A 17,748-nucleotide genomic window follows, 5' to 3' on the forward strand; every position below is an offset into this window, starting at 1 on the left:
CGCCTACGGCCTCACCGGGAAGAATCAGTCGTCAGCCGGCGTATCCAGCCCCGGAAACAGCACCTCGGTATAGCCAAACTTGCCGAGGTCGCGTATCCGCATGGGATAGAGCATTCCTATCAGATGATCGCACTCGTGCTGCACCACGCGCGCGTGAAAGCCCTGCACCGTGCGGTCAATCGGGTCACCGTACTGGTCAAAGCCGGTGTAGCGTATGCGCGAAAACCGTGGCACCACGCCGCGCAGGCCGGGCACCGAAAGGCAGCCTTCCCAGTCGCTCTCTTCCTCGGGTCCCAAGGGCGTGATGACTGGATTGAGCAACACGGTACGCGGCACCAGCGGCGCATCGGGATAGCGCGGGTTGACCTGGTCGGTGCCAAAAATCACCAGTTGCAAATCCACGCCAATCTGCGGCGCCGCCAGGCCGGCGCCGTTGACCGCACGCATGGTGTCAAACATGTCCGAGATCAGCAGATGCAGCGCGTCCGTGTCAAAGGCCGTGGCGGGCTGGGCCACGCGCAGCAGTCGCTCGTCGCCCATTTTGAGAATTTCGCGTATGGTCATGGACCAATTATCGCGGCGCCGCGATCACTTCAGGCGCATCTACCCCAGACTTAACGCCAATACCGGTGGCCGCGATAACCGTAGTAACCGGGTGCAGGCACCACCACCGCTGGCGGGCTGACATAAACGGAGGGCCCAACCGGGTAAGCGCCGTAGGCGTTAGCCCCCAGCGGCGCGACCACGCAGCCAGACAATAAAGCGACCAGGCCGGCGCTGGCCAGCAAGGCGGAAAAACGTTTGATATTCATAAAAGACTCCTGTGTATCCAGAGTCTCTCAACGTGCGAGCACACCCGAAGCCTGACATACGGCGTGCAAACTCCGGTAACCCCCTGTAAGTAAGGCGGCCTGCTGGCCGGCTCCCTTACCCGCGCTATTCAGTGACTACTCAGTGGTACTGGCGCTCCAGTAGGCCTGGCGCACCATGGGCAAGGCGGCAAGGTGCTCGACGATCAAATCCATGACGGCCCCATTCACGGACGTCGCCGCCAGCGTCGCCTCGATCTTGACGTTCTCGCCACCAAAGGGGTGAACCTCCAGATCGCGCGTCGGATAGTGCAGGTCTTCCAGCTCTTTCTCCAGCAGCGCCAGGGCTTCTTTCTGGCGCTCACTACTGGTGACGACATAGACGGTATTGGTCACCTCCGCGGACTGGACGTCCAGCGGCTGGCTGTTGATTTTGTCCACCACCGGACGCAGCAGCGTGTTGGCGGCCAGCACAAACAATGTTCCCATGGCCGCCTCTATCACCAGGCCGGCACCGGTGCAAGCACCGACGGCACCTGAACACCACAAGGTGGCCGCCGTATTCAGGCCGCGCACATTGCCCTCTTCGCGCATGATGACGCCGGCGCCCAGAAAACCAATACCAGACACCACATAGGCCACGACGCGCACCGCCCCTTCGCTGCCAGTCAGGCTGCTGGCCATGTCGACAAAAATCGACGCGCCCAGCGCCACCAGCACATTGGTGCGCAAACCCGCCGTACGCTGGCGGTATTGCCGCTCCAGGCCAATCAGGCCGCCAAGTATGAAAGCGGCCACCAGACTGACCAGCGTTTCAAGCAAGGAGGCCGTGTTGATGTCCTGAAAAGACTGCATGTCAGGTGTTGGTCCTAGTCAAACGAGCCGCTTCAGCCCGATGAAGATGTCAGCAAGGCCAGCAGCCCCGCCTCGTCAATGATGGCAAGGCCCAGCTCCTGGGCCTTGAGTAGCTTGCTGCCGGCCTCGGCGCCGGCCACCACGTAATCGGTTTTTTTGCTGACCGAGCCGGCCACCTTGCCGCCCGCGGCTTCCACCATGTCCTTGGCCTCATCCCGGCTCAAGCTGGGCAAGGTGCCGGTAATCACCAAGGTTTTCCCCGACAAGGGCTGGGGTGCCCGCGCCGCCGGCTCGCCCTCTTCCCAAGTCACGCCGCAGGCGCGCAGCTGCTCCACCACCTCGCGGTTGTGCGGCTGCTCAAAAAAGGTGCGCAGACTCTGGGCGACGATGGGGCCGACATCGCTGACTTCGAGCAACTGCTCTTCGGTCGCGTCCATGATGGCATCGAGCTTGCCGAAATGGCGCGCCAACTCCTTGGCCGTGGCCTCGCCGACATGGCGAATGCCCAGGCCAAACAGAAAGCGCGGCAAGGTCGTCTGTTTGGACTTTTCCAGCGCTTCCAGCAGCTTGTTGGCCGATTTGTCGGCCATGCGGTCCAGGCTGGCCAGGGCCGTGAAACCTAGCTTGTAAAGGTCGGGCAAGGTGCGGATCACGTTGGCATCCACCATCTGTTCGACCAGCTTGTCGCCCAGGCCTTCAACCTCCACCGCGCGCCGGTGCGCGAAGTGCAGTATGGCTTCCTTGCGCTGGGCGCCGCAAAACAGGCCGCCGGTGCAACGGTAGTCGGCTTCGCCCTCTTCCCGCACGGCGGCCGAGCCGCACACCGGGCACTGGCGCGGCATGGTGAACTGCGGCGCATCGGCCACGCGCTTGTCCAGCAGCACGCTGACCACCTCGGGAATCACGTCACCGGCACGGCGCACGATCACCGTGTCACCCACGCGCACATCCTTGCGACGCGCTTCGTCTTCATTGTGCAGCGTGGCATTGGTCACGGTGACGCCGCCGACAAACACCGGCGCTAATTTGGCAACCGGCGTCAGCTTGCCGGTGCGGCCTACCTGCACGTCAATGGCCAGCACGGTGGTGAGTTGCTCCTGCGCCGGGTATTTGTGCGCCACGGCCCAGCGCGGCTCGCGCGTGACAAAGCCCATTTGCCGTTGCAGCGCCAGGCTGTTGACCTTGTAGACCACGCCGTCGATGTCATAGGGCAGACTGTCGCGCGCGGCGCCCATGCGCTGGTGAAACGCTATTAATTCAGTAGCACCCTGCGCACGTCCCACCTGGGCTGCAACCGGAAAACCCCATGATTCCAGGGTTTTCAGCAGTTCGTAATGGGTGTTGAAGCTGGGCCCGCCCTGCTCGGGCGGCGTGATCTCGCCCAGACCGTAGGCAAAAAAGCTCAGGCGACGCTGGGCCGCGATGGCCGGGTCCAGCTGGCGCACGCCACCGGCCGCCGCATTGCGCGGATTGACAAAGGTTTTTTCGCCCTTGGCACCCTGGGCGATCTTTTCACGCTGCTTTTCATTCAAAGCTTCAAAATCGGCGCGCCGCATATAGACCTCGCCGCGCACCTCAATGACGGGTGGAGCATCCGCCGGCAGCCTGAGTGGAATCTGGTTGATGGTGCGGATGTTCTGCGTCACGTCTTCGCCGACCTCGCCGTCGCCGCGCGTGGCGGCCTGCACCAGCACGCCATGCTCGTAGCGCAAGCTCATGGCCAGGCCGTCGAACTTGAGTTCGGCGACGTATTCGACCGGGGGGTCGGCCGGCGTCAAGCCCAGCTCCTTGCGCACGCGGGTGTCAAAGTTCTGCGCACCGCTGGCTTCGGTATCGGTTTCGGTGCGTATGCTGAGCATGGGCACCTTGTGGCGCACGCTGGCGAACTGGTCCAACGGCTTGCCGCCCACGCGCTGGGTCGGCGAATCGGACGTCAGCAGCTCGGGGTGGGCGGCTTCCAGCGCCTGCAACTCCTTGAACAGCCGGTCGTACTCGCTGTCAGGAATGCTGGGTTCATCCAGCACGTAGTAACGGTGGGCATGCTCATGCAGTGCGGCGCGCAAGTCCGAAACCTGCTCGGCGATGGAGGCCGGCGGCGGAGAAGGCTGCGCAAACAGATCAAGGGTGGCCATGGGACAGGTGAAAGAAGACAAAAAAACTCACGAAAACAGGCGCCGGCTCAGTACCGAGCCGGCCGACAGCTCGCGCTCGTCCAGCATGTCATAAAGCTTTTCCAGGTCGGCGTGAATCACCTCCATGGCTTCGGGCCGGATGCGGCTGCCCTTGTCATCGGTGATGACGCCGTCCATGCTGGCGGCCAGCGCCAGGGCCAGCTCGCACATGCGCACAAAAGGCTGCTCGGAACGCAGCACTTGCGGCACGTCCAGCGACAGCGTGAGCTCGCGCAGCGCGGTTTGCTCCGGGTCTTCGGCCATGGCCGCCTGCGAGTCGAAGTGCAGGCCCAGAATCGGCGCCTGGCCTGGCTGAGTGCCGGGCAACACCATGCGCCCGGGGACAGCACCGGCCACAAAACCCAGGCTGGCTGCGCTTTGCTGCACATAACCCGGGCTCCAGGCCGCATGGACCGCACGCAGGGAAAAGCCCAGTTGAGCATCATGCGTGCTGGCAAACTGATCCAGTTCACGGGCGCGTGCCACCTCACCCTGCATTTCCGCAAACTCCACCTCGCCGCCTATGGCGTCGGCAAAGGTCTGGGTCTTGATGACAAATTCAGAATATTCGATCTGGTTCAGCGCACCGGTCCGGTTGGCCAGTTGCACGCCGCACTGAAAGGCGCTGTAACGCTGGCCGGCCGCAGGGAACTCCCACTCGCTACTGAGCGCGTTCAAGCCCTCGATGGCAAAGGGTTTGCTGCCAACCCGGCGCGTGCTGGGCATGGCCGCCAACGCGGCCTCGCCCGAAATCGCGGACTCCAGCGCCACAGACGCAATGGCGTCAATCAGGGCATCCAGGCCGGGTTTTTTTTCGGGGGCGGTGAGTTGGGTCAGTGCCGCCAGGCTGGCGTCGGCATCAAAGCTGGCATCGGTGTCAAAACTGGGCTCCGTCCGCTCGGCCAGCGCGTCAGGCGCCTGCCCCAGCGTGGGCTCTTGCGCTGGCGCGGACTCGGGCTCGGGCACTGGTTTGGGGCTGGCCTGCTTGGGCAGATTTTTACGCGTGGACCAGGCACTGTGGGCCACCACGCCCGCCAGCACCAAGCCGCCCACCATCGCTAAACTGATTTGTAATGTACTCATGATGTGTCAGATTGCTTCGGCAAAACCCAGGGCGGCTTCCATGTCCACCGCCACGATGCGGGAGACGCCCTGCTCCTGCATGGTTACGCCAATCAATTGTTCGGCCATTTCCATGGCGATCTTGTTGTGGCTGATAAATAAAAACTGTGTTTCCTTGCTCATGCTCGACACCAGTTTGGCATAGCGCTCGGTGTTGGCGTCGTCCAGCGGCGCATCGACCTCGTCCAGCAGGCAAAACGGCGCCGGATTGAGCTGAAAAATGGCAAACACCAGCGCAATCGCCGTGAGGGCTTTTTCACCGCCCGAGAGCAGGTGAATGGTCTGGTTTTTCTTGCCGGGCGGCTGCGCCATCACCTGCACGCCGGCATCCAGAATTTCATCGCCCGTCATCATGAGCTTGGCATTGCCACCGCCAAACAGCTCGGGAAACATGCGGCCAAAATGTCCGTTGACCGCCTCAAACGTGCTGGAAAGCAGGTCACGGGTTTCCATGTCAATCTTCTTGATCGCGTCTTCCAGCGTGGCCATGGCATCGTTCAGGTCGGCCGACTGGGCATCCAGAAACTGCTTGCGTTCGCGCGCGCTGCTCAGCTCATCCAGCGCGGCCAGGTTAACGGCGCCCAGCGACTGGATCTCGCGGCTGATCCGGTCAATCTCGCTTTGCAGGCCCGTTAGACGGACATTACCGTCCTCAATCGATTGCGCCACGGCGGCCAGGTCGGCCTGCGCATCGGCCAGCAGCTGATCGTATTGCTCCAGCCCCAGGCGCGCCGCCTGCTCCTTGAGCTGGAACTCGGTGATGCGCTGGCGCAGCGGATCGAGCTCGCGCTCGAGCTGCAGGCGCCGCTCATCGCTGGCGCGCAGCTTGTTGGTCAGGTCGTCGTAATGGCTGCGCTTGGCGCTCAAATCGGCCTCGCGCTCCATCTTGACATTCAGGGCGTCTTGCAGCCCGCCCTGCGCCGCCGCATCGGTCAAGCGCGACAGCTCATCGCGGGCCCGCTCCTCTTCGCTGGCAATCGAGGCCGCCTGGGCTGTGGCGATGGCGATGGAGCGGCTCAGTTCTTCGCGGCGCGCGGCCAGGCTGCGCAACGCAAACTGAGCCTCCTGCGCCTGCCGCTCCAGCGTGCGCTGCTGCTCACGCGACTCGGCCATGCGGCGCTCGATCTCGATCACCCGGTCGTCCAGCTGGGCATGGCGCTCCTGGCTGTCCGCCAGCTGCATGTCAAGCTCTTCAAAGCGCGCCTCGGCCGTGACCTTGCGCTCTTGCAACTCATCGAGCTGCGCCTCAATCTCAACCATATCGCCCTGAATCTGGGCACTGCGCGCACGCGTCTGCTCGGCCAGTTGGGTCAGGCGCAACACCTCCACCTGCAGCTCATGGGCCCGGCTCTGGCCTTCGGTGGCTTCACGGCGGGCCGCGGCCAGGCGCTGGGCGGCGTCGGCATAAGCCGCCTCGGCGCGTACCAGCGCACTGCGCGCTTCATCGCTGATCATGGCCTGGGCCTTGGCACTTTTCTCCAGGTTTTCAATTTCCTGGGCCCGCGCCAGCAAACCGGCCTGCTCGGAATCCTGCGCATAAAAGCTCACGCTGAAAGGCGTGACGGCGTGGCCGCTTTGCACGTAAATCACCTCGCCGGCCTGCAGCTGGGCGCGCACGGCCAGGGCGTCGTCCAGGCTCAGCGCGGTGTAGCAGCCATGCAGCCAGTCGCCCAGCAAGGCGGCCTGGCCGGCATCGTTTAGCCTGAGCAAATCAACCAGGGGCTTGAGTTGCAGCGCCGGGTTGGATCGCCCGGGCACGGCGGCATTCGGCGCCGTATAAAACGACAGCTTGGCCGGCGGCGTGCCCTGGCCGTCAGAGCCGGCAAAGCCGCGCACCATGTCCAGCCGGCTGACTTCCAGCGCACTCAGGCGCTCACGCAAGGCGGCTTCCAGCGCATTTTCCCAACCCTGCTCGATGTGGATGCGGCTCCACAAGCCTTGCAGGCCGTCCAAGCCATGCTTGGCCAGCCAGGGCCTGAGCTTGCCGTCGGTCTTGACCTTTTCCTGCAAGGCCTTGAGCGCCTCCATGCGGGCCGACAGATCGGCGCGTTTGGCCGACTCGGTGTTGACGCTTTGCTGCAGCCGGCGCCGCTCTTCGTCCAACTGCGGCACGCTGTCCGTCAGCTCCTGCAGCCGGGCCTCGGCCTCCGCCTGTGCCTCCTGGGCGCTGGCGAATTGCGTGCTCAGGTTGGCCAGGCGCGCCTCGTCCGGCGCATTGAGCGCATTGCGGTCGGCCGTCAAGCGCTCATGGCGCAGGCCCAGCGTGCGCGTCTGCTCTTCAATATTGCGCTGGTCGGCCGCCAGCACCTGAATCTGCTGCTGCACCTGGGACACGCTGGCACGCTGCTCGTTGGCCTTGGCCTGGGCCTGGCGCAGGGTTTCCTCCAGCGCCGGCGACTGGCTGGCCTGCTCCTCGTTTTGCGCCGCCAGCAGCTCAGCCTTTTCCTCGGCATCGATGGCCTGGCCGGCCAGGCTTTCCGCCTCTATGGCGGCGTCTTCCTGGCGCGCGGCCCACTGGGCGGTCTGCTCCTTGAGCTGGGCCAGGCGCTGCTCGACGCGCAGCCGGCCTTCCACCACAAAGCGGATTTCGGCCTCCAGCCGGCCCACTTCGGCACTGGCCTCGTAGAGCTTGCCCTGGGTCTGATTGACCTGATCGCCAGCCGTGTAGTGCGCCTGGCGTATGGTTTCCAGGTCAGCCTCGATGTGGCGCAGGTCGGCCAGACGGCTCTCCAGGTCGTTCACCGACTTTGCGGCATCCGCCTTGACCCTGGCCTGGTCGGCCTCGCTCTCGCTGCGCTTTAAAAACCACAGCTGATGCAGCTTCAGCGTACCGCTGGCCTGCAGCGCGTTGTAGCGTGTGGCCACCTCGGCCTGCTTTTCGAGGCGCTCCAGGTTGGTGTTGAGCTCGCGCAGGATGTCTTCCACCCGGGTCAGGTTTTCGCGCGTGTCGCTCAATCGGTTGGCGGTTTCGCGGCGGCGCTCCTTGTATTTGGAAACACCGGCGGCCTCTTCCAGAAACAGCCGCAGCTCTTCGGGTTTGGACTCGATGATGCGACTGATGGTGCCCTGGCCAATGATGGCGTAGGCACGCGGCCCCAGGCCGGTGCCCAGGAACACATCCTGCACGTCACGCCGGCGCACCGACTGGTTGTTGAGGTAGTAGCTGGAGTTGCCGTCGCGCGTCAGCACCCGCTTGACGGCGATTTCTTCAAACTGGCCCCACTGGCCGCCGGCGCGGTGGTCCGCGTTGTCAAACACCAGTTCCACGCTGGCGCGGCTGGCCTGCTTGCGGGTGGTGGTGCCGCTGAAAATAACGTCCTGCATGGATTCGCCGCGCAGCTCGGACGCCTTGCTTTCGCCCAGCACCCAGCGCACCGCATCCATGATGTTGGACTTGCCACAACCATTGGGCCCGACCACGCCGACCAGTTGCCCTGGCAGCATGAAATTGGTCGGCTCTGCGAACGATTTAAACCCGGATAACTTGATCGAATTGAGCCGCACGGCTGCCCCTGTTTTCTTGAGCCTGAGCTAAGTCGTTGATTTTTATAGCGACTACTGGGAGACGCTGGCACGGCGCGCACCACTTGGCAAGCTGTGCGCAGCCCGCAATGTTACCCGAGCACCGGTTTGCCTTTTGTAGGGCAAAAGGCCAAAAACGCCTGGCCGGGCCAGTCGGACCGGTTCACGGACCAAAAACCACTGACTTTCATGAAAAAATGCACGAAATTGCCTACTAGCCCAATCAGGGCGGGCGCAAGCAGCTATGGTTTTTGAAGCACTCATGACGCATGCCGCCGTGACCGACCGCGAGCGCCCGGGCAAGAGCAGCCGCCCAGGCTGGATAATCCGGGCATGAACCCCCTGCTTTCACGCCTTCAGCCCTACCCATTTGAGCGGCTGCGCCAACTGCACGCCGACATCACCCCCAATCCGGCCTACAGCCCCATCAGCCTGGGCATTGGCGAGCCCCGCCATGCCACGCCGCAGCTGGTCAAGGAGGCGCTGAGCGCCAGCCTGGCCGGCCTGGCGAGCTACCCCGGCACCCTGGGCACGCCCCTGCTGCGCCAGACCATGAGCGACTGGATGGCGCGTCGCTATGGCGGCCTCAAGGTCGATCCGGCGACGCAAATCCTGCCGGTCAACGGCTCGCGCGAGGCGCTTTTTGCGCTGACGCAGACCGTGATCGACGCCAGCCAGCCGGGCGCCACCGTGATCTGCCCGAATCCCTTCTATCAAATCTACGAAGGCGCGGCGCTGCTGGCCGGCGCGCAGACCTGGTTCGCCCCCAGCGTTCCAGCGCGCAACTTCGGCATCGACTGGGCGGCTGTGCCCGAGGCCGTGTGGGCCAAAACCCAGCTGGTCTTTGTCTGCTCGCCGGGCAACCCCACCGGCGCCGTGATGTCGCTGGCTGAGTGGGAACTGCTGTTCAAGCTCAGCGACCAGTACGGTTTTGTCATTGCCTCGGACGAGTGCTACAGCGAGATTTACTTCCGCGACGAAGCCCCGCTGGGCGGCTTGCAGGCCGCGGCGCAGCTGGGCCGGATGGATTTCAAAAACCTGATCTCGCTCACCAGCCTGTCCAAGCGCAGCAATGTGCCCGGCCTGCGCAGCGGCTTTGTGGCCGGCGACGCGGCCATCATCAAGTCCTTTTTGCTTTACCGCACCTACCACGGCAGCGCCATGAGCCCCGTGGTGCAGGCCGCCAGTATCGCCGCCTGGAACGACGAGCAGCATGTGGTCGACAACCGAGCCATGTACCGCGAGAAGTTTGCCCAGGTCACGCCCCTGCTCGCAGGTGTGATGGACGTGGCCCTGCCCGACGCCGGCTTTTATTTATGGGCCGCGATTCCGGAAATCTTCAAAGGCTCGGACACCAACTTCTCGCGCGAGCTGCTTGGCTTTTACAATGTCGTCGTGTTGCCGGGCAGTTACCTGGCACGCGATGGCCAGGGCCACAATCCGGGCGCCGGCAGAATCCGCATGGCGCTGGTGGCTGAAACCGCCGAATGCGTGGAAGCGGCGCAGCGCATCGTTCAATTCATTCAATCCAAAGCTCACTGAGAACCATCACATGACTAATCTGCAAAGCACCATAGACGCGGCCTGGGAAGATCGCGCCAACCTGTCGCCCAAGACGGCTTCCAAGGAAGTTCTTGATGCGGTCGAGCACACCATTGCCGAGCTGAACAACGGCAAGCTGCGCGTCGCCACCCGTGAAGGCGTGGGCCAGTGGACCACCCACCAGTGGATCAAAAAGGCCGTGCTGCTGAGCTTTCGCCTGAAAGACAACGAGATGATGCGCGCCGGCGACCTCGGCTTTTTCGACAAGGTGCAAACCAAGTTCGCCCACCTGAGCGAAGACGAAATGCGCGCCACCGGCGTGCGCGTGGTGCCGCCCGCCGTGGCTCGCCGCGGCAGCTACATCGCCAAGGGCGCGATCCTGATGCCCAGCTACGTCAACATCGGCGCTTGGGTCGGCGAAGGCACCATGGTTGACACTTGGGCCTGCGTCGGCAGCTGCGCACAGGTCGGCAACAACGTCCACCTGTCCGGCGGTGTCGGCCTGGGCGGCGTGCTCGAACCCCTGCAAGCCAACCCAACCATCATTGAAGACAACTGCTTTATCGGCGCCCGCTCCGAAATCGTCGAAGGCGTGATCGTCGAGGAAAACTCGGTGATTTCCATGGGCGTGTACATCGGCCAGAGCACGCCGATTTACGACCGCGAGCTGGATACCGTCAGCTATGGCCGCATTCCGGCCGGCTCGGTCGTGGTCTCGGGCAACCTGCCCAAGGCCGGCGGCAAATACAGCCTCTACTGCGCCGTGATCGTGAAGAAAGTTGACGCGAAAACCCGCGCTACCACCAGCCTGAACGACCTGTTGCGCGACTAAAAGAGCACATGGCCCCCACGCTTGTCACTGCGTGTACTGCGCTGCCCCCCGTGGGGGCTGTGCTGGCTTGGGGCGGCCCGGCGCGGCGCACCATGTCCCCCACGCTTGCCACTGCGTGTGCTGCGCTGCCCCCCGTGGGGGCGGCCTTGCTTAGGGCGGCCCGGCGCGGCGGCCGCTGGCATGCGTGGCTGGCGCTTTGTGTAATTTGAACTAAAAGGGCGAAGCATGAGCACGATGGAGAGAATTCTGCGTTTGATGGCCGATAAAAAGGCCTCGGACGTTTACCTGTCGGCTCACTCGCCCGCCCTCATCAAGATCAATGGCCAGGCCCTTCCCATCAATGCGCAGGTGCTGCCGGCTGACGCCCCGCTCAAGCTGTTGGCCGAAGTGCTGCCGCCCGAGCGGATTGAAGAGCTGCAAGAGCTCGGCGAGCTCAACGTTGCCCTGCCGATTACCGGTCTGGGCAACTTTCGTATCAGCGGCTTCAGGCAGCGCAACACCTATGCGGCGGTGATTCGCTTTATCCCCAACACGATTCCGCCTCTTGACAGCCTGAGCCTGCCGCCCATCCTGGCCGATCTGATCATGGAAAAGCGCGGCCTGCTGCTGATGGTGGGCGCCACTGGCGCCGGCAAGAGCACCACGCTCGCGTCCATGATGGACAGGCGCAATGAAACCGCGTCCGGCCACATTCTGACGATTGAAGATCCGGTCGAGTTTTTGTTCACCAACAAGAAGTCCGTGGTCAACCAGCGCGAGGTCGGCAACGACACGCAGTCGCTGCAGGTGGCGCTGAAAAACGCGCTGCGCCAGGCGCCCGACGTGATCCTGATCGGCGAGATCCGCGACCGTGAAACCATGTCGGCGGCCATCGCCTATGCCCAGTCCGGGCATTTGTGCCTGGCCACCATGCACGCCAACAACAGCTACCAGGCGCTCAACCGCATCCTCAGCTTTTACCCGGTGGAGGTGCGCAACACCTTGCTGGGTGACTTGGCTGCGGCCATGAAGGCCATCGTGTCACAGCGCTTGCTGCGTAGCGAGAGCGGCACGCGTGTGCCGGCGGTGGAAGTCATGCTCAACACCAAGCTGGTGGCCGAATTGATTGAAAAAGGCGACTTCTCGGGCGTCAAAGAGGCCATGGAAACCTCCATGGCCGACGGCTCGCAAACCTTCGAGCAGGATATTGCCCGCCTGATTGGGCAAGGCAGTGTCACGCGCAAGGAAGGCCTGCTGTTTGCCGATTCGCCAACCAACCTGATGTGGCGGCTTGAAAACGACTTCTCCACCAAGGCCAAGCCAGCGGAAGCCGAGGACGAGCGGGACGATGAACCCTCCTTCACGGAAATCACGCTGGACGTCAGGTATTGATGACCGCCGCCGCCACTCCCCTTACTTCGGGCCAACCCGACCGCTACTGAACGACTATGTCCCGAACGCTACATCTCGCAGAACAACTCATTTCCCGCCCGTCCGTCACCCCTGACGACGCAGGTTGCCAGGCCATCCTGGCCGCACGGCTCGCGCCCCTGGGCTTTAGCTGTGAAACCATCGTCAGCGGCCCGGAGCACTTCCGGGTCACCAATCTGTGGGCGAAATTTGAGGGTTTTAGGCCTGCAGCCCAATCAGGAAAAGCGCAAGGCGCTATTGAATCAATAGCAACCCAGGCATCCGGCAGGAGCCGCGCCAAAACCCTGGTGTTCGTCGGCCATACCGACGTGGTGCCCACCGGCCCGCTGGAGCAGTGGCACAGCCACCCCTTCACGCCCAGCCACCGCAACGGCATGTTGTACGGGCGCGGCACCGCCGACATGAAGACCTCCATCGCCGCCATGGTGGTGGCGGTGGAAGAATTTTTGGCAGCTCAGCCACAGCCCGAGCTGTCGATCGCCTTCCTGATCACCAGCGACGAGGAAGGCCCGGCGCTGGACGGTACGGTGGTGGTCTGCGAGCAACTCAAGGCCAGGGGCGAGGTGCTGGACTACTGCATCGTCGGCGAACCGACCTCGGTCGACCAGCTCGGCGACATGATCAAAAACGGCCGCCGCGGCACCTTGAGCGGCAAGCTCACCATCAAGGGTGTGCAAGGCCACATCGCCTACCCGCACCTGGCGAAAAATCCGATCCATCTCTTTGCACCGGCGCTGGCCGAGCTGGTGGCCACGCAGTGGGACCAGGGCAACGAATTCTTTCCGGCCACCAGCTGGCAGGTGTCCAACCTCAATGGCGGCACCGGCGCGACCAATGTGATACCGGGCGAACTGGTGGTTGACTTCAACTTCCGCTTTTGCACCGAGTCCACCCCCGAAAGCCTGCAGCAACGCCTGCAAGCCGTTTTGAGCAAGCACCAGCTGGAGTACGACCTGAAGTGGACCCTGGGCGGCCTGCCCTTTTTGACCACCCCGGGCACGCTGGTCGATGCGGTGCGCGGCGCCATCCAGGCCGAAACCGGCCTGAACACCGAGCTGTCAACGACGGGCGGTACCAGCGATGGCCGCTTCATCGCCAAAATCTGCCCGCAAGTCATTGAATTCGGCCCTATCAATGCCTCGATTCACAAGATCAATGAGTCTGTGCCGGTGGCCTCGCTAGACCCCCTGAAAAACATCTACAAAGGCGTGCTGGAACGCCTGGCCGCCGCATGAGCACTGCAGCCATGCCCGCGCAGCCCGTGACCATACTGGCGCTCATTGAGCAGATGGCGGCCCGGCTGGAAGCCGCCGGCCTGAGCTTTTCCGACGGCTTTGGCCAGGGTACGACCAATGCTTTCGACGAAGCCGCCTGGCTGGTGCTGTGGCAGCTGGGTTTACCGCTCGACGAGCTTGATGAAGTAGAAAACAAGGCTGTAGCGCCCGCCGATCAAGCGCAGCTTGCTCTACTTTTTGACAAACGCATCAGCAGCCGACTGCCCGCAGCCTATCTCACCAACGAAGCCTGGCTGATGGGCGTGCCCTTTTACGTCGACGAGCGCGTGATCATTCCGCGCTCCCTCATCGCCGAGCTGCTGGACGACGGCAGCATAGACCCCTGGCTGAGCGACGAAACGCAACGCGTGCTTGACTTGTGCACCGGCAACGGCAGCCTGGCCGTGCTGGCCGCCATGACCTACCCGGACGTGACGGTGGATGCCGCCGACATCAGCCCGGATGCCCTGGCCGTGGCCCGCATCAATGTGGACAAGCATCAGTTGGCCAGCCGCATCACCCTGATCGAGTCCGACGGCCTGGCCGCCTGCCGCGGCGCTGACAATGGGGGTTATGACCTGATTCTGTGCAACCCCCCCTATGTCAATGCCACCAGCATGGCTGCCCTGCCGGCTGAATTTCGCGCCGAACCCGACCTGGCGCTGGCCGGTGGCATCGATGGAATGGACTTTGTTCGAAGCCTTTTTCTAAACGTCGCGGCGCAAATGAACGAAAATGCCGTATTGGTGCTGGAAATAGGCCATGAACGCGCCAATTTTGAACGCGCTTTCCCCCATCTGGAACCGCTCTGGTTTGAAACCAGCGCCGGCAGTGACCAGGTGATGCTGCTGACACGGGAACAGCTGGCTTAAGTCCCGCTATCCCGTGATTGCTCCCCAGGCTGCGCTGCCAGCGGCCCGGCTACTTTTCTTCAGTCTGTTGGTTTTAAATGATTACCCTTAAAAACGTGGTGCTGCGTCGCGGCGCCAAAGTGATTCTCGACAGCGCGTCTGTCAGCCTCAACCCGGGCGAAAAAATTGGCCTGGTCGGCCGCAACGGCGCAGGCAAGTCCTCGCTGTTTGCCATGCTCAACGGCACGCTGCACGAAGACGGCGGCGAGTTTTACATCCCGGCCCAGTGGCGCATGGCGCAGGTCGCCCAGGACATGCCCGAAACCGAGCAAAGCGCCACCAGCTACGTGATCGAAGGCGACGTGGTGCTGCTGGCCGCGCAGGCCGAGGTCGATGCGGCCGAGGCCAGCGGCGACGGCGACCGCATGGCGCACGCCTACATGGACTTGTACGACTCGGGCGCGCACGACGCGCAGGCACGCGCACAGGCGCTGATCCTCGGCCTGGGCTTCAAGGTCAGCGAAGTCGACAACCCGGTCAACAGCTTTTCCGGTGGCTGGCGCATGCGCCTGCAGCTCGCACGCGCCCTCATGTGCCCGTCCGACCTGCTGCTGCTCGACGAACCGACCAATCACCTGGATCTGGACGCACTGGTCTGGCTGGAAGCCTGGCTGCAACGCTACCAGGGCACCATGCTGGTCATCAGCCATGACCGCGAATTCCTCGATGCCGTGACCGATGTCACCGTGCACATCGAACGCGCCAAACTCACGCGTTACGGTGGCAACTACAGCAAGTTCGAAGACCTGCGCGCCGAGCAGATGGCGCTGCAGCAAGGCGCTTATTCCAAGCAGCAGGACAAGATTGCCCACCTGCAGAAGTTCATTGCGCGTTTCAAAGCCAAGGCCAGCAAGGCCAAACAGGCACAAAGCCGCGTCAAGGCGCTTGATCGCATGGAGAAAATCGCGCCGCTGCTGGCCGAGGCCGACTTCACCTTCGAGTTCAAGGAACCGGCGAATCTGCCCAACCCCATGCTGTCGATGCAGAACGCCTACTTTGGCTACCCGGCACCGGAAGACGCCCCCGAAGGCACACCGCCCACAGTCATCGTGCAAAACGTCAGCAAGTCGGTGCTGGCCGGCCAGCGCATCGGCATTCTGGGCGCCAATGGCCAGGGTAAATCAACCCTGGTGAAAACCGTGGCGCGCGCCCTCGCCCCGATTCAAGGCGAGATGACCGAAGGCAAGGGCCTGAACATCGGCTACTTCGCCCAGCAGGAGCTGGACGTGCTGCGTCCCGCCGACAACCCGCTGGAACACATGATCCGCCTGGTCAAGGAAGTCACCGCTGCCGGCAAGATGGGCAACCAGCCCACGCGCGAGCAAGACCTGCGCAGCTTCCTGGGCAATTTCAATTTCAGCGGCGACATGGTCAAGCAAGCCGTCGGCAGCATGAGCGGCGGCGAAAAAGCCCGGCTGGTGTTGTGCATGATCGTCTGGCAGCGCCCCAACCTGCTGCTGCTTGATGAGCCCACCAATCACCTGGACCTGGCCACCCGCGAAGCACTGTCGATGGCTCTCAATGAGTTTGAAGGCACGGTGATGCTGGTCAGCCATGACCGCGCCCTGCTGCGCGCCGTCTGTGACGAATTCTGGATGGTGTCCCAGGGCGGTGTGGCGCCGTTTGACGGCGACCTTGACGACTACCAGAAGTATTTGCTCGACCATGCCAAGCGCCAGCGCGAAGAGGCCAAGGAAGGCAATCGCAAGTCCGCTGCGGCTGTTCAGCAACCAACGGCAACGCCGGTTGCAAAGCGCGAAGATCCCGAGCAGAAAAAACTCGAGGCGCAGCGCCGGCAACAGCAGGCCGAGGCGCTCAAGCCCGTGCGCAAGGAACTGGAAAAGGTAGACCGCAAGATGCAGTCGCTCACCACCGAGCGGGACAGCTTGCAAACCCTGTTGACCACCGCCACCGCTCCGGCAGAAATTGCCCAGACCGGCAAACGTTTAAAGGCGATTGAAGTGGATATGGCCGCGCTGGAGGAGCGTTGGCTGGCGCTGAACGAGCAGATTGACACTGCAACGGTATAAAGTGAAACTGCAGCCAGACCGCTTCAAAAGGTCTGCCTGCCATCACTTCACCAAGGAGTCCCAACATGCTGTCCTTTATCGGAACCATTATTGTCGGCTTGATTGTCGGCCTGCTAGCCCGGGCCCTGAAGCCCGGCAATGACAGCATGGGGTTCATCATGACCGCCGTATTGGGCATTGCCGGTGCCTTTGCCGCCAAATACGCAGGCATAGCCACCGGTTTTTACAAGGACGGCGATCCTGTCGGCTGGATTGCCTCCATCATTGGCGCCATCGTTCTGCTGGTCATTTACGGCTTGATCACTTCCAAACGCACCGGCTAATGCGGGCTGTTGCGGCACACGCGACGGCTACGCAGCGTCAAACCTAGGCCATTCATGCCGACAGCCCTGCAAATGGCGGCTGATGATGCCGCACTGGCTGCGGCCGTCAAACGCAGCCGCCAGCTACTCAACAAGCGTGCCATGGTCGCCGCAGCGGCCAGCGCCATTCCCGTGCCCGGACTGGACTGGGCGGTGGATGCAGCCCTGCTGTCCAGGCTGATTCCCGAAATCAACAAGGAGTTTGGCCTGAGTCCCAGCCAACTCGACCAGCTCGATCCAAAGAAGCGCGACCAGGTGCAAAAAGCCGTGGCCATGGTGGGTTCGGTGTTGATCGGAAAATTCGTCAGCCGTGACCTGATCATCAAGGCTGCCACCAAACTAGGGGTGCGCCTCACCAGCATGCAACTGGCCAAATTCATCCCTCTGGCCGGCCAGATCGTTTCGGCCGCAGTGGGCTATGCAGCGATTCGCTACTTTGGCGAAGAACACATGAAAGACTGCATTCGGGTCGCCAGGCAAGCACAGCTGCAGCTACCCTCAGCGGAACATTCCACCTGAAAATCAAGCGCAGCAACCCATGCAGGGCTGCATCATTGAACAGCTTGAAAAATGTGAATGCTGCAAGCAAGAAACTTCAGAGGAGATCGGCATAGGGGGCCTCCATTCTTGGAGGCACCCCTGCCACACCACCCGGCATGCGGGTCCGCACCGGGCGATTCGAGCGCTTGAGGTCAGGACAGTCTTGGCACCCCCAGCCCATTGAAGTACGCAATCGTCAGCACGATCTTGATGACCCCATTGCTGTTGCGCCACCAACGGTGGCAGTTTCCCGCCACCTGCTTGGCAACGTCTTCGCTGGCACCCATCGCCTTAAGCCCCCGGTAAATCGTCCTCGGCCGCTTCCAATGCCACAGCTGGATCGCCCTCAGGCGGTGGCGCAACCATTT

Annotated in this window: 14 protein-coding genes and 1 pseudogene; 8 read left to right on the forward strand and 7 right to left on the reverse strand. The window is 62.8% G+C overall.

The genetic code is table 11. The features are described 5' to 3' along the window. Positions 1 to 24: 24 nt before the first annotated feature. The 6 genes from def to smc form a co-directional block, all read right to left on the reverse strand. Positions 25 to 564 (reverse strand): peptide deformylase, encoded by a 540-nt coding sequence (def, locus tag BM160_RS18495; RefSeq protein WP_092007645.1) that lies wholly within the window; start codon positions 562 to 564, stop codon positions 25 to 27. A gap of 50 nt (positions 565 to 614) precedes the next feature. Beyond that, positions 615 to 812 (reverse strand): hypothetical protein, encoded by a 198-nt coding sequence (locus tag BM160_RS18500; protein ID WP_092007646.1) that lies wholly within the window; start codon positions 810 to 812, stop codon positions 615 to 617. Between the two features lie 135 nt (positions 813 to 947). Next, entirely contained in the window at positions 948 to 1,664 is a 717-nt protein-coding gene (locus BM160_RS18505; RefSeq protein WP_092007647.1) for an MgtC/SapB family protein, read from the reverse strand. Between the two features lie 32 nt (positions 1,665 to 1,696). Further along, positions 1,697 to 3,796: an NAD-dependent DNA ligase LigA gene (gene ligA / locus BM160_RS18510; protein WP_092007648.1), complete on the reverse strand. Its 2,100-nt coding sequence runs from the start codon at positions 3,794 to 3,796 to the stop codon at positions 1,697 to 1,699. 27 nt (positions 3,797 to 3,823) lie between these two features. Next, complete coding sequence (locus BM160_RS18515) at positions 3,824 to 4,918, reverse strand: cell division protein ZipA C-terminal FtsZ-binding domain-containing protein (RefSeq protein WP_092007649.1); 1,095 nt, start codon at positions 4,916 to 4,918, stop codon at positions 3,824 to 3,826. A 6-nt stretch (positions 4,919 to 4,924) separates the two neighbouring features. After that, positions 4,925 to 8,461, reverse strand: a complete 3,537-nt coding sequence (smc, locus tag BM160_RS18520) for a chromosome segregation protein SMC (protein ID WP_092007650.1) — start codon at positions 8,459 to 8,461, stop codon at positions 4,925 to 4,927. A 351-nt stretch (positions 8,462 to 8,812) separates the two neighbouring features. Here smc and dapC point away from each other — a divergent pair, with 351 nt between their 5' ends. The 8 genes from dapC (at position 8,813) to BM160_RS18560 (ending at position 17,359) form a co-directional block, all read left to right on the forward strand. Beyond that, positions 8,813 to 10,021 carry a succinyldiaminopimelate transaminase gene (gene dapC, locus BM160_RS18525; protein WP_092007651.1) on the forward strand — a complete coding sequence of 403 codons (1,209 nt, stop codon included), beginning with the start codon at positions 8,813 to 8,815 and terminating at the stop codon, positions 10,019 to 10,021. Positions 10,022 to 10,031: 10 nt separating this feature from the next. Beyond that, positions 10,032 to 10,853 carry a 2,3,4,5-tetrahydropyridine-2,6-dicarboxylate N-succinyltransferase gene (gene dapD, locus BM160_RS18530; RefSeq protein WP_092007652.1) on the forward strand — a complete coding sequence of 274 codons (822 nt, stop codon included), beginning with the start codon at positions 10,032 to 10,034 and terminating at the stop codon, positions 10,851 to 10,853. A 225-nt stretch (positions 10,854 to 11,078) separates the two neighbouring features. Continuing rightward, on the forward strand, positions 11,079 to 12,224 hold the full coding sequence (locus tag BM160_RS18535; RefSeq protein ID WP_092007653.1) for a PilT/PilU family type 4a pilus ATPase: 1,146 nt from the start codon (positions 11,079 to 11,081) through the stop codon (positions 12,222 to 12,224). A gap of 56 nt (positions 12,225 to 12,280) precedes the next feature. Further along, a complete protein-coding gene (dapE, locus tag BM160_RS18540) occupies positions 12,281 to 13,498 on the forward strand; it encodes a succinyl-diaminopimelate desuccinylase (protein ID WP_092007654.1) in 1,218 nt (405 codons plus the stop codon). Then, positions 13,495 to 14,409 (forward strand): 50S ribosomal protein L3 N(5)-glutamine methyltransferase, encoded by a 915-nt coding sequence (gene prmB / locus BM160_RS18545; RefSeq protein ID WP_255368999.1) that lies wholly within the window; start codon positions 13,495 to 13,497, stop codon positions 14,407 to 14,409. Before dapE ends, prmB begins: the two co-directional genes overlap by 4 nt. A gap of 77 nt (positions 14,410 to 14,486) precedes the next feature. Continuing rightward, positions 14,487 to 16,478 (forward strand): ABC-F family ATP-binding cassette domain-containing protein, encoded by a 1,992-nt coding sequence (locus tag BM160_RS18550; RefSeq protein ID WP_092007655.1) that lies wholly within the window; start codon positions 14,487 to 14,489, stop codon positions 16,476 to 16,478. A 65-nt stretch (positions 16,479 to 16,543) separates the two neighbouring features. Next, positions 16,544 to 16,801, forward strand: coding sequence for a GlsB/YeaQ/YmgE family stress response membrane protein (locus tag BM160_RS18555; RefSeq protein ID WP_092007656.1), 258 nt, complete (start codon positions 16,544 to 16,546; stop codon positions 16,799 to 16,801). A 54-nt stretch (positions 16,802 to 16,855) separates the two neighbouring features. After that, positions 16,856 to 17,359, forward strand: a complete 504-nt coding sequence (locus BM160_RS18560) for a hypothetical protein (RefSeq protein ID WP_092007657.1) — start codon at positions 16,856 to 16,858, stop codon at positions 17,357 to 17,359. 173 nt (positions 17,360 to 17,532) lie between these two features. On the opposite strand, the pseudogene BM160_RS18565 reads toward BM160_RS18560, so the two are convergent. Beyond that, positions 17,533 to 17,748 (reverse strand): annotated as a pseudogene (locus BM160_RS18565) (group II intron reverse transcriptase/maturase); the annotation flags it as partial.

It is taken from the genome of Polaromonas sp. OV174 (genome assembly GCF_900112285.1).
Taxonomy (GTDB): Bacteria; Pseudomonadota; Gammaproteobacteria; order Burkholderiales; family Burkholderiaceae_C; genus Polaromonas.